Annotated in this window: 10 protein-coding genes; 3 read left to right on the top strand and 7 right to left on the bottom strand. The window is 65.7% G+C overall.

Annotated elements, in window-relative coordinates:
• The first annotated feature begins 13 nt into the window (after positions 1 to 13).
• Positions 14 to 958 (top strand): tRNA pseudouridine synthase A, encoded by a 945-nt coding sequence (locus tag IWX75_RS04065; protein WP_196820977.1) that lies wholly within the window; start codon positions 14 to 16, stop codon positions 956 to 958.
• A gap of 187 nt (positions 959 to 1,145) precedes the next feature.
• The gene (locus tag IWX75_RS04070) at positions 1,146 to 3,479 is read left to right on the top strand and encodes a chromosome segregation ATPase (RefSeq protein ID WP_196820978.1); all 2,334 of its coding nucleotides are present in this window, start codon (positions 1,146 to 1,148) and stop codon (positions 3,477 to 3,479) included.
• A gap of 191 nt (positions 3,480 to 3,670) precedes the next feature.
• Here the strand turns inward: IWX75_RS04070 and IWX75_RS04075 are convergent, their stop codons facing one another.
• The gene (locus tag IWX75_RS04075) at positions 3,671 to 4,309 is read right to left on the bottom strand and encodes a prepilin peptidase (protein WP_196820979.1); all 639 of its coding nucleotides are present in this window, start codon (positions 4,307 to 4,309) and stop codon (positions 3,671 to 3,673) included.
• 1 nt (position 4,310) lies between these two features.
• The gene (locus IWX75_RS04080; RefSeq protein WP_334684097.1) at positions 4,311 to 6,131 is read right to left on the bottom strand and encodes a sensor histidine kinase; all 1,821 of its coding nucleotides are present in this window, start codon (positions 6,129 to 6,131) and stop codon (positions 4,311 to 4,313) included.
• A gap of 223 nt (positions 6,132 to 6,354) precedes the next feature.
• Between IWX75_RS04080 and IWX75_RS04085 the strand changes: the two genes are divergently transcribed.
• The gene (locus IWX75_RS04085; protein WP_334684098.1) at positions 6,355 to 7,149 is read left to right on the top strand and encodes a response regulator transcription factor; all 795 of its coding nucleotides are present in this window, start codon (positions 6,355 to 6,357) and stop codon (positions 7,147 to 7,149) included.
• Positions 7,150 to 7,166: 17 nt separating this feature from the next.
• Here IWX75_RS04085 and IWX75_RS04090 read toward each other — a convergent pair whose 3' ends face one another.
• The 5 genes from IWX75_RS04090 to cpaB are packed head-to-tail and all read right to left on the bottom strand — an operon-like array spanning position 7,167 to position 12,410.
• Positions 7,167 to 8,051: a type II secretion system F family protein gene (locus tag IWX75_RS04090; RefSeq protein ID WP_196820981.1), complete on the bottom strand. Its 885-nt coding sequence runs from the start codon at positions 8,049 to 8,051 to the stop codon at positions 7,167 to 7,169.
• A gap of 10 nt (positions 8,052 to 8,061) precedes the next feature.
• Complete coding sequence (locus IWX75_RS04095; RefSeq protein WP_196821355.1) at positions 8,062 to 8,988, bottom strand: type II secretion system F family protein; 927 nt, start codon at positions 8,986 to 8,988, stop codon at positions 8,062 to 8,064.
• Between the two features lie 13 nt (positions 8,989 to 9,001).
• Positions 9,002 to 10,450, bottom strand: a complete 1,449-nt coding sequence (locus IWX75_RS04100) for a CpaF family protein (RefSeq protein ID WP_196820982.1) — start codon at positions 10,448 to 10,450, stop codon at positions 9,002 to 9,004.
• A complete protein-coding gene (locus IWX75_RS04105; RefSeq protein ID WP_196820983.1) occupies positions 10,450 to 11,646 on the bottom strand; it encodes an AAA family ATPase in 1,197 nt (398 codons plus the stop codon). Before IWX75_RS04105 ends, IWX75_RS04100 begins: the two co-directional genes overlap by 1 nt.
• Positions 11,643 to 12,410 carry a Flp pilus assembly protein CpaB gene (cpaB, locus tag IWX75_RS04110; RefSeq protein ID WP_196820984.1) on the bottom strand — a complete coding sequence of 256 codons (768 nt, stop codon included), beginning with the start codon at positions 12,408 to 12,410 and terminating at the stop codon, positions 11,643 to 11,645. The genes IWX75_RS04105 and cpaB overlap by 4 nt, the downstream gene beginning before the upstream one ends.
• Between the last annotated feature and the right edge of the window lies 1 nt (position 12,411).

A 12,411-nucleotide genomic window follows, 5' to 3' on the forward strand; every position in this document is an offset into this window, starting at 1 on the left:
CTGGTTCAGCTGAATGACGACGCAAAAGCCCGCCTCTCCTTCGGGGGACGGCGGGCTTTTGCGTGTCCGGATCGACCTGGCCTACGACGGCGGCCCCTTCGCCGGCTGGGCACTGCAGCCGGGACTCGCCACTGTCCAGGGCGTGGTGGAGGAAGGGCTGTTCACCCTGCTGCGTCGCCCCGCCAGGGTGACGGTCGCGGGCAGGACCGATACCGGAGTGCACGCGCGCGGCCAGGTGATGCACGTGGACCTGACGCAGGGGGAGTGGCAGGCGATGACGCGTGGCAAGGACGTCTCGCCTGAAGACGCGATGCGCCGCAGGTTGACGGGAACGGTGAACCTCGTGCTCACCCGTCAGCCGCCCGGCAGCGGTAGGACGACGAGGAACGCCGTGCCCGCCGTCGTCGTGCGGAAGGTCGGCCTTGCTCCCGAAGGGTTCGATGCACGGTTCTCGGCACTGTGGCGGCGCTACAGCTACCGCATCGCCGATGCGCAGGCGGGGCAGGATCCACTCGCACGTCACACCACGCTCTGGTACCAGGGCGAGCTCGACGTCGGGCAGCTCAACAGCGGGGCCGCTCACCTGCGGGGGATGCAGGACTTCCGGGCCTTCTGCAAACCGCGGGCGGGAGCAACCACCATCCGCGAACTGCAGCGATACGAGTTCCAACGCGGAGCCGACGGCGCCATCACCGTCACCATCCAGGCCGACGCCTTCTGCCACAACATGGTGCGCGCGCTGATCGGCTCCACCCTGCGGGTAGGCAGTGGGGAAATGCCCGTTCGGTGGCTGAAGGACCGGCTGGAGGCCCGGATCAAGGACGCGCAGTCCATCTTGGCGCCGGCGCACCCACTGGTGCTTGAGGAAGTGGCGTACCCGGAAGCCGCTGAGCTCGGCCGTAGAGCAGCGTTGACGCGAGCGCGGCGAGCTCCTGCGGCGCTCGCCGAACCGGAGTAGTGGGCTGCACACGGACCGTCACCGCCTGAAACGTCGATTCGTGTGAGCGGGGCGCAGGAGGCGGTGCGCCGAAACCCAAGTACCACCTGGAAAACACAAGTAGGACGTACTGTGTTCTGCTGCGAGGAGGTGACATACCTTTCGGGAGGCGATCCAGCCACTTCCCCTTAGGTCTCCAGGAGCAACTGTGCCCACCTCCAGCGCGAAATCCATTCTCGCCCGCCGCGTTGCAAGCGCTGTTCTCCTGTCCGGGATCCTGACCAGCGTCCTGGTGTTCGCTCCGCCGGCCGTGGCTGCAAACGGCCCGACGTCGGGCATCTGCAATGGCGTGGTGAACCAGCAGGCGCACCGTGGCACGGTCCAGGAAAACCTCCTCAAGGCCGCGGCGCGGAAGAATGCCGAACAAATCACCGAACTGCAGGCCGAACGCGCCACGCTTCAGTCGGTGGCCGCCACCCTTGGTGCGGAGGTTACTGCTGCGAGCAACGCGATCGCTGCACTCGAGTTGGAGGGTATGCGGCTCGACGAGCGGATCTCGACCGCCGACGAGGAACTCACCGCTCTTACTGCTGAGCAGGCAAGTACCGCGAAAGCGATCGAGGCGGGCGAGGATGCCCTGGCTGACCTGGAGACACAGCAGGCCGCCGTGCTGGTCTTGCTCAAACCGCTGCAGGATAACCTCGCCGCAGCCCAGGCAGCCTTGGCGACGCTGGAGGAGCGGGCCGCGGTCGTGGAAACCGACCTGACGGCCAACCGGAAAGCACTCGGCGCCGCATCGGAGGAGCTCGCCGTGCTTGAGGCTGCCGCGTTCCGGGCCACCACCGACCTGACCACACGGAATGATGCCATCACGACGGCCGAGGGAGAGCTGATCCCGCTCACTGCGAATGCGCTGGATGCCGCCACAGCAGTCACCGCAGCAACCGCGGCTGTCATCGAGGCCGAGGACGGGTTTCAGCAACTCATCGACGCAGGCACAGCGGCGCAGTCTGTCCTCGACGCGCAGACGGAAAAGGTTGAGGAGGCGAAGGCGACGCTGGAAACGCGTCAGGCTGACGCGACGAAGGCGGGCGACGCGGTGACGGCGAAGAACGCGCAGATAACCACAGCCCAGAGTGAACTCAAGACGCTGCAGGCCGACGCATTGAAGGCTTCTGACGCGGTGACGGCGAAGAACGCGCAGATATCCACAGCCCAGAATGAAGTTCCAACGTTGCAAGCCGACGCGGTGAAGGCGTCGGACGCCGTCGCGAAGAATACCGCCGCGGTGAACACTCTCGCTGCCGAAATCGTCCAGGTGCAGAAGAAGATCGACCTCAAGAATGCGGAAATCACAGCCGCGCAGTCTGGCATTGTGACGGAACAGGAGAAGCTTGCGGCGCTGCAGACAAGACGAATCGCTGTACTCACCGAGATCGCCGATCTCACAACTCAGATCAATGCGATCAATGGCAATTCGAATCTCAAAAGGGAGCTGCTCGCTCAGCGCGCCACGAAAATAGATGAGCGCGACTCCCTGATCACCCAGATTGAGGATAAGGACACCCTGATCTCGGGTCTGAAGGGCAACCTCGCCACGCTTCGGACTCAGGTCGACACCCTCAATGCCCAACTGCTCGCCAGGAAGGGCGAGAGCAGCGCACTCCAGCAGCAAGCTGCACCGCTGCAGGCCGCGCTAACCGCTGCAAACACCTCGGTTGTCACCAAGGAGACGGAAATCAGGACCTCACAGGTTCAGCTTCCCGGGCTGGAAGCCGCTGTGGCCGAGGCCAACACTTCGGTGGCCACCAAGCAGGGCGAGCTGACTGCCCTGCAGGAACAGCTCCCCGCACTGGAAGCAACAGCAACCTCAGCCACCGAGGCGGTCACGGCCCAGAAGGAAGTTGTCGCGGACCTCGAAGCCGAACTCCCGACCCTCACCGAGGGCGTCGCAGCGGCCGACGCCGCGATCGTGGTGCAGAAGGGAGTGCTCGAGGGGCTGCAGAAGGACCTGGGGGACGCCGAGACCGCCCTCACCGCTGCTACCACAGCCGTCGACACCAAAAACGCCGAACTCACCGGGCTGAAGGATCGGCTGCCGGTTCTTCAGACCGCGGCCGACGACACAGCGAAGGCGGTGACCACCAAGCAGGGCGAGATCGCCGGCCTCAACACGGAAATGAACAAGCTGGTGACGGACCTCGGCGGGCTCAACCCTCAGATCACCGCGAAGGAAGGCGAGGTCCTTGCCCTGCAGAACCGGGTCGCTCCGCTGCTGGTACAACTCACCAGCCTCAACGGCGAAATCAGCGCGACGGAAGCTCGGCTCACAAGCCTGCAAGGGCAACTGACCACCATCGATCCACAGGTCACCGCCGCGAAGGCGGTTATGAGCGATCTTCAAGCGCAGAAGAAGCAGAACAGGAACGCCATCGCCGCGCAGCAGGCCAAGGTCAAGGCCCTCGAAGACCAGCTCGGTGCGGTCCAGAAGCAGATCATGGCTATTGACGGGCAGATCGCGCTCGGTGGATGCGTCGTCTGACAACAGGGCTGCATGAAAGGAAGGCCGTGACGGCTCGACGCATCCCGCCACGGCCCGGCGGCACGTGAGATACCGGGACCGGTGAAGCGCCCGATTCAGTGAACATCCGGCAAAACGTTGCAAATTACGACATTCACACCTGTTCTACCCTGTGTGAATGTCGCTTTCAGTCGCGGTTCCCGGAGGTGCGGCTACAGCGCCAGCGTCCCGAGGAAGGCAGCCAGGAGCATACCGGGCCCGAAGGGGAAGACGGCGTGGCGGTCGCCCCGCCGGGAAAGCAGTACGGCCAGCCCGGCGAGACCGCCGAAGAGGAAACCACCCAGCAGGGTGATAAGCCAGGGGAGCAGTCCGGCATAACCGCCGTACAGGCCGAGGACGGCCGCAAGCTTGACGTCTCCCATCCCCATGCCCGCCGGTGACATCAGGGCCAGCAGCAGGTAGAAACCGAACATCGAGGCTGCACCCAGTGCAGCGCCGGAGAGGGGCTGCCAGCCGGCCCCGGTGATCGCAGCGAGACCAAGCGCCGCGGCCGTTGCGCCGGCGAAGGGCAGCAGGAGGGCGTTCGGGAGCAGTTTCGACCTGAGGTCGATTGCTGCGAGGAGTACGCCGAAAACCGGCAGCACAACGAACAGCGGCACCTCGCCGGGGAAACCCGCGGTCGCAGCTCCCAGGCCCGCCAGCAGCGCGGTCAGGGCGGTCATCGGGAAGCGCCAGGACGCGGGCAGCGGTGTCCTCGGATCCCGCAGGGCCAGGGGGAAGACCGAGTAGCCTCCTGCCGCTCCGGCCAACGCGGCAATGGCTATTCCCAGCACAGCTACCAGCGTCTCCATGCTATGCATGCTCCTCAGCAGGCTGCTGCGACTGCTGCCCATATTCTTCCGCGGGCTGCCGCGTTCGCTCGGGCGCTGGCGGCCCCGGTTCCGGTTCCGGTTCCGGTTCCGCCGTAGGGTTCCTGGCGTGCAACGCGGGCTGGGCCCGTTCCATCGGTACGCCGGCGCTCCCGCTGGAGGGCAGCTTCACAGTGAAGACGCTTCCGGCCCCGAGTGAACTGGTGCAGGAAATGGTTCCGCCGTGGGCCTCCACGATGGCTTTGGTGATTGCCAGGCCGAGCCCCAGCCCGTTGATGTCGCCGTTCCGCGCAGCGGGGGTGCGGTAGAACCGGGAAAAGATCTTCGAGGTTTCCTGCGGTTGCATGCCGATGCCGGTGTCCCGCACCTGCAACTCGAGGGACGCGGCGGTCTCGCACGCGCTGATGGTGACGACGCCGCCGTCGGGCGAGTACTTGATGGCGTTGGAGAACAGGTTGTCGAGCACCTGGGAAATCCGCAGCGGATCCAGCAGGGACCAGAGCGGGGCGGGCACGTCGATCTCGAAAACGATGCCGTTCTCCTGCGCCCGGAGCCGGTGGGAGCGGATACCCATCTCCACGAGCCCCGCGAGGTCCACCGGTTTCGGATGCACGCGTACGTTGTCCCCGGCGGTGGACAGCAGGTCCGCCACCAGGTCCAGCACGCGTTCGGCGTTACGGGTGGCCACCTCGAGATAGGCCTGCAGGTAGTCCGGGAGCGGGTGCTCGTCCTCGAGCACGAGTTCGAGGTAGCCCAGCACCGAGGTGAGCGGTGCGTGGAAATCGTGCGAGACATTCGAGATGAGGGCGTCCTTGGCTGCGACCGCGTCCACGAGCCGCGTCACGTCGCTGCAGACGATCACCGCACCGGCGAGCCCGCCGTCGTCGTTCCGAATGGGCCGTGCCGCAGTGGAAACCGCCCTCTGGTCATCTCCCGTGCCGATCCACACGAGCTGGTCCGCGAAGGTCTCCCCGGCGAGCGCGCGCCGGATGGGGCGTTGCTCCTGGGCCAGCGGAGTGGTGCGGTCGGGTGCGAAAAGGAGCTGGCCCTCCTCCTCCGTGACGGAGCCGCCGGAAATGCACGCGAGCCGGTGGAAGAGGTCCTGCTGGTGGTTGGTCAGGGTGTGTTTTCCGTCGGCGTCGACGGCGATCAGGCCCAGGTCCACGGTGTCGAGGATGGTGCTCAGCAGCTTTTCACGTTCATTGCTCGCTTTGAGGAGCTCCTTCAGCTCCTGTTCCTTCTGCCGGAGCTCGTGGTCATTGAGCCTCAGCTGCATCTTCGCAAGGTGGACGGTAAGTGCGAGCGTCACCATGACGACGGGCAGGAGGAGCGCCGTAGTGATGTCGGCCACCGTGGAGGACGTGCCGTCCACGGCCAGGGGGAGCAGCACCACGAGGGATGAGCCGGCAAAGCCGAGGGGCACGGAGATCCACGGGGAGAGCCTGGACGCCGCGAGCCACAGGACGGGAAAGAACGAGAGGACGCCGAGGCTTGGCTGGCTTTCCAGTGCACCGTAGCGGTAGAGGGCGATCGCGGGAAAATCCAGCACCGGGATAAGGAGGATTGCTCCCCGCGGAAGTTTCGGCCAGGGAACCAGGACACAGAGGGCGAGCAACAAGAGGTGGAGGAACACCGCGCCCTCGAACGTCGCGTTCTGCAGAAGCCCGGGACGAAGGACCGGGGCCGCGACGGCGATGACGAGCACGATCAGGGTCAGGGGAAGCTGGCAGAGCACCACGGGATGGCGGAGGTTGAAGCTTTGGAACGTGCCGTCCGCACGAGACGGCGGCAGGCGCTCAGGCACGAGCCCGCGCGTGCTCGGTCCGAACCTGGGTGAGAGACCACATGAAAAGAACTACTTCCCGCAGCTATAGGTAACAAACCCCATTATTCACATAAGCAACACCAGTTGGGCAGAGGCTCGCGTAAGGTGGCGACGCCGGACGGTGGGACACGGCACAATGGACGATATGTCCTAGGCATCCCGGTAATGCAATGCACAACAGGGCAGGGGGGAGGTGATGGCTGTGGCGAACGATCCCGGAGTGGCGGTGGTGATCGAGGACGACGCCGATGTCAGGAACCTGGTGGGGGCAGTGCTCCAGCAGTCAGGATTCGACGTCTTCATGGCGTCCACAGGGCGCGACGGTGTGGAGCTGGTGCGGGCTAACGACGCCACGGTGGTGACGGTCGACGTCGGGCTGCCCGATATCGACGGCTACGAGGTGCTGCGCCGGATCCGCGGTTTCACCGACTGCTACGTGGTGATGCTCACTTCGCGGGGGGATGAGCTGGACACCCTCACCGCCCTGCAGTCCGGAGCCGACGACTACCTGACGAAACCCTTCCGGCCGCGTGAACTGCGCGCAAGGATCGCGGCGATGCTGCGCCGGCCGAGGGGAAAGCCGGACCCGCAGGTCCTGGCGGCGCATGTCGCCGAGGTGGCCACCTCGCCGCCTGACCCGCCTCAGCCGCAGTTCGGCACTCGAGCACCGCTCCTGCAGCACAACGGGTTGGTGCTCAACCAGGACGCACGGACGGCGTCCCTCGACGGCGCCGACCTGACGCTGACCCGCAGCGAGTTCGACCTCCTCCACGAAATGCTGAAGAGCGACGGCGCGGTGCGCACCAAGGCAGACCTGGTCCGGGTGGTGCGCGGCGACCTGTACGGGGAGAGTGCGTACATCAGCGAGTCGGACGAGCGGGCCATCGAGGTCCATATCGGCAATCTCCGGCGGAAACTGCTGGAGGACCCGAAGTTGCCGCGGTGGCTGCAGACCGTGCGGGGAGTGGGTTACCGGCTCACGCCGCGGAAGGACTAGGTGCTTCACTGGCTATCTCACTGGCCCGCGAAGGTGGCCATGACGTTGATGACCGCCGGCCCCAGGATCACGATGAACAGCACCGGGAAGATGAAGAACAGCAGTGGGAAAAGCACCGTCACGGGGAGTTTCATCGCCTTCTCCTCTGCCCGCTGGCGCCGTTTGACGCGCATCACCTTCGCCTGGGTCCTCAACACTCCCGACAGCGCGATGCCATACGCATCGGCCTGCACGATGGCTTTGACGAAACTCCGGAGTTCGGGAATGCTGCTTCGCTCGGCCAGCGCCAGATAGGCTTCCCTGCGGCTGCGCCCCACCTGCATGTCCTGCAGCGTCCGCACCAATTCCTCTGCGAGCGGCCCCTTGCCGTTTTCGCCGGCCCGCTGCATGGCGCTCTCGAAGCCGAGCCCCGCCTCCACCGAGATCAGCATCTGGTCGAGGGTGTTCGCGAGCTCCAGCTGCATTGCCTTCTGGCGTTCCTGACCCCGGCTGTAGAGCAGGAGGTCGGGAATGAAGTAGGCGAGGACGAAGACGAAGATCCCGAGGAGGATGAACTGTTTCGTCGGGTTGGAGCTGATCAGCAGGAGCGCCAGCAGCCCGGCGACAAGGGCCAGTGCAGGTTTTGCGGTGAGGACCTTGGCGAGCGGCAGTGATGCCGGGCGGCCCGCCAGGGCGAGGAGGTGGTCCAGCTTCTGGACGTAACCCTCGGGAGTCAGGCGGTGTCCCAGCTGCAGGAACGGGTTCGGTCGGGCTGCTGCCTCCGCACCTACCGCTCCGCCTCCCCGGTTCAGGTTCTTTTGCACCGTCCTGCGTGTCTTGGTGTCGGAGGTGAGCAGGGACCACGTGAGGTAGCCGAGCGGGGCAGCGACCAGGAGCAGGGACATGGAGAGCATCGGATTCACGGTGGGTCCCTCAGAACTTCAGGTCGATGATCTTGCGGAGCCAGAGGCACCCGATGGTCATCATGACGGCTGCGCCACCGAGCATCGCCCAGCCCAGCGGTTCACTGAAGAGCGGGTCCACGTAGCCGGGGCTGACGACGGTGAGCATGATCGCGATGGCAAAAGGAAGCGCTCCGAGGATGTAGGCCGAGAATTTGCCTTCCGCGGCGAGTGCGCGGATCTGTCCCTTGATTTCGCTGCGCTCGCGGATGGTGTGGCCCACCTGGTCCAGCACGTCGGCAAGGTCCCCGCCCACTTCACGGTTGATCTGGATGGCCTGTGCAATCCAGGCGAAGTCCTCGTTCTCCATGCGCTTCGACGTATCCAGGAGTGACTGGAGGAGATCCTTGCCGAGGCTCGTCTCCGCGACGATCCGCCGCATTTCCTCCGCGGTGGGGCTGTCCGCCTCCGTGGCTGCTGCGTCGATTGCCCGGAGGATGCTGTGCCCGGCCCGCAGGCCGCCGGTGAGAAGCTGCAGTGTATCGCCAAGCTGGGAGTCGAATCTCTTCCTGCGCCTGCCGGTGAGGAAGGAGAGGACCAGGTGCGCAATGGCGGGGGCGAGAACCAGAAGCAGGAGCCCGACTGCGGGCGCTATCAGTACCCAGCCGACCAGCAGTCCGGTGGCTCCGCCGGTGATCACGAGGAGGATCATGTCGGCCTGGCTGAGCCTTACGCCCGCCGTCTCGAGTACTTCCCGGCGGAAGAAGCGCTTCGGGTGCTCCCGGAGATGATTCTCCATCCAGCGCCCGGCGGATCCCGCGAAACGGGACAGTTGCGAGTCCGATTCCAGCTGGACGGGACGACGCCGGTCCAGGGGAACGGGTGACTGCAGTGGCCGGAACGCCAGCATCACCAGCCCCATAGCGGCGAAACACAAAGCAGCGCCGGTCACGAACATACCGGTCATGCCGTCACCAGGTCCGGGCCGGGACTGCGCCGAAAACCGCCGGCGATACCGTGATGCCCATGTCCTCGAAGCGCTCCATGAACCGGGGCCGGATGCCGGTGGGCACGGGTTTTCCGAGGAAGCGGCCCGATGAGTCCACGCCGGCGGAGTAGTCGAAGACGAAAGCATCCTGGAGCGTGACGACGTCGCCCTCCATGCCCTGCACCTCGGTGACGTGCGTGATGCGGCGGGAGCCGTCACGGAGCCTCGAGATCTGGACCACGAGGTTGACCGCCGACGCGAGTTGCTCCCGGATCGCCCGGAGCGGCAGATCCATCCCCGCCATCAACACGAGCGTTTCGAGACGGGCGACGGCGTCGCGCGGCGAGTTCGCGTGCACAGTGGACAGCGAGCCGTCGTGGCCGGTGTTCATGGCCTGCAGCATGTCGAGGGATTCACCGCCACGGACCTCACCGATGACGATGCGGTCGGGTCGCATACGCAGCGAGTTCCGGACGAGGTCACGGATGGTGACGGCGCCCTTGCCCTCGGTGTTGGGCGGCCGGCTCTCGAGACGAACCACATGCTGTTTCTGGATCTGCAGCTCGACGGCGTCCTCGATGGTGACGATGCGTTCGTTGTCGGGGAGGAACGAGGACAGGACGTTCAGCAGGGTGGTCTTTCCCGTACCGGTTCCACCGGACACGATGATGTTCAGCTTGGCTCGGACGCAGGCGTCGAGGAGCTCCGCCATCTCCGGCGTCAGGGTGCCGAAGTCGATGAGGTTCTGGACGGTCAGCGGGACCTTGCTGAATTTCCGGATGGTGAGTGAGGAGCCGTTGACGGCAAGCGGAGGGATGACCGCGTTGACGCGCGAACCGTCCTCGAGCCGCGCATCGACGAAGGGCGAGGATTCGTCGATGCGGCGTCCTACCTTCGAGACGATCCGCTCGATGACCCGTCGCAGGTGCTGTTCGGAGCTGAACCGCGAGCCGCTGAGGGTCAGCTTTCCGCCCTTTTCCACATAGATCTGGTCCATGCGGTTGACCATGATCTCCGTGACCGTGGGGTCGTCCAGGAGGCGTTGCAACGGGCCGAAACCGAGGACGTCGTCAGCCACGTCCTGGATCAGCCGACGGCGCTCGTCAGGGGTGAGCGGCACCTGCTCGGCGTCGATGATCTCGCTCAGCTCTTCGCGCGCCGCGATCTTCAGGTCCTCCTCGGTGACCGAGGTGTCGCTGGCCCGGGATCCCATGCGCTCGAAGAGGGCCGACGCCGCCCGCAGTTTCAGTCCCGCGAAGACGTCGACGCGCGCGCTGGCCTGCGGTTCCGCCGTTCCCGCTCCTGCAGGGCCCGGGGATTTCACTGCGGGAGCTGCCTTTTTCTCCCCGGCCTTCGTATCGGCGGAGTGCTTCTCCGACGCGGAGACGGTGAGGGGGAGGCCGGCGGCCTGGATGCGGTCCGAGAGTTTCATCAGACGACCACCCTGCGGTGCATCTTGCGCTGTGACTTCGCGCGCCACTGATGGTCGAAGCGCTGGACGAGGCTGCGCAGGTTCTTGGTGGCCGGGTCCCGGACGTTTTCCTGCAGGAGGGGAATTCCGCGGTTCGTTGCCAGGGAGATGCCGCGCGAGCGTGGAACGGAAATGTCGACGGGTGCTCCAAGTGTCGCTTCGACGTCCTGGACCGACAACCCGGTCTTGGAGTCGGCGAAGTTGAGCACCACGTGGCGTGACTCGGGAAGCAGGCTTAGCCTGCCGAGGAGATCGAGGCCCGTGCGCAGACCCCGGACGCTGGGCACGTCCATGCCGGTGACCCAGATGGCGTCGGTGCACTGCTCAAGTGCCGCCAGGCTGTGTTCGCTCAGACCCGGGCCGGTGTCGACCACCACGTAACGGAACTCGGCGGCGAGCTGTTTCAGGAGTTGGGTGATCTGCTCGGTGCTGATGCGGTCGGCATCGGCTGGATTTCGGGGAGCACAGAGGGCGTAGATCCCGGCGGGGTGCACGGTCAGGAACGCCTTGAGGACCATGGAGTCCTGCGTCGCGGATCCGGAGACGGCGTCGAGGACCGAGTACTCGGGGTTGAGGTAGAGGCCTGTGGCAACGTCGCCGAACTGAAGGTCGAGGTCCACGATCACCACGCTCATGGGAGCCAGCTTCCCGAGGCCCACCGCCACGTTGGTGGCGATCGTCGTCTTGCCCACGCCGCCCTTGGGGGAGAGCACCCCGATCACCAGACCGTTTTCCTGCTGGCCCTGGTGCTGCCCGAAGTCGTTGCGGCGCCGGCTTGCGAAGGCCTGGCAGGCATGCTCGAGCTGGGTGCGGATGCTCGCGACGTCGGCGAGGGGGCTGAGCACGTCCCTGACGCCGGCGCGCATGGCCTGCAGGACGACGTCGGGCTGGCTGTCGTTGACGAGGATCAGGCTGACTTCGGGAAATTGAACGTCGAACACGGTGGCGAGACGCAGCGCGTCCTCGACGGGCAGGCCCGGGCCGAAGATGAGGACCTCGGGACGCTCGGGGGAGAGCTGCTCGAGGATTTCGTGCGCTTCGCTGGTGAGGACGCTCGCCGGCAGGCTTTTCACCTCGCCGTGCAGTCCGCCGGCGACGGCGAGGCGGACCTTCTGCTCGAATTCCGAGCTCGGGGTGATCAGGACGAATCTGCTCATCGGTAGAGCTCCTTGTCTTGCATGACCGGCGAGTCGCCTTCAGGGGTGTCCAGGGGTTGCTTGCTGAGCCAGAGTGAGGCGTTCTCGTTGGCATAGATGATCTTCGTCGCCTGGTCGCTATCCACGGCAACGGTCAGCATCAACGATCCGGTGGGGAGCGCCTCAGCCTCGGCCCGGGCCACTTCCTCTGGGTCTGCGGCCGGATCAGCCGGGGCCACCGCGGTGGGAGCGCGCTGTACTGATGTCACAAGGATCTTGTTGAGCACCAGCTTGGTCGTCTTTTCCTCCGGGCTGTCTTCAAGACCGCCCGACTCCATCGAGATGAACACGCCGACGTAATCGCCCGGAGTGACCTTGCCTCCCGCTACGCGCTGAGGCTCGAGGGAGAAGGAAACTTCCTGGAGACCGGCAGGAACATCGACCGAACCGGAGGCAGGGCCTTCCGCGGGATCCACGAGCCGCTCCGCGAGGAGCTGCTCACCGGGCAGGAGGTCAACTGCCGTGACGAGTCCCTCCGATGACGCAAGGTCCTTGAGCGCCCCTTCGGGAACGGCGTTCGAGGGCAGTGACTCCGTCGTCAGGAACGGCGTCAGTTCCGCGACGGTGGTGCCGGCCGGTACTGGCTGCTGTATCACGAGGACGGGGATGGGGTCGAGACCCTGCACGGCCCGGTTGTCTGCAGCCTGGGCGTACCCGTACACCAGTACGGCACCGATCAGGGCCAGGACGACGGCGGCAACGCCGGCGATGAGACGGGATTTCACG

It is taken from the genome of Arthrobacter sp. CAN_A6, assembly GCF_015751715.1.
Classification (GTDB): domain Bacteria; phylum Actinomycetota; class Actinomycetes; order Actinomycetales; family Micrococcaceae; genus Arthrobacter_D.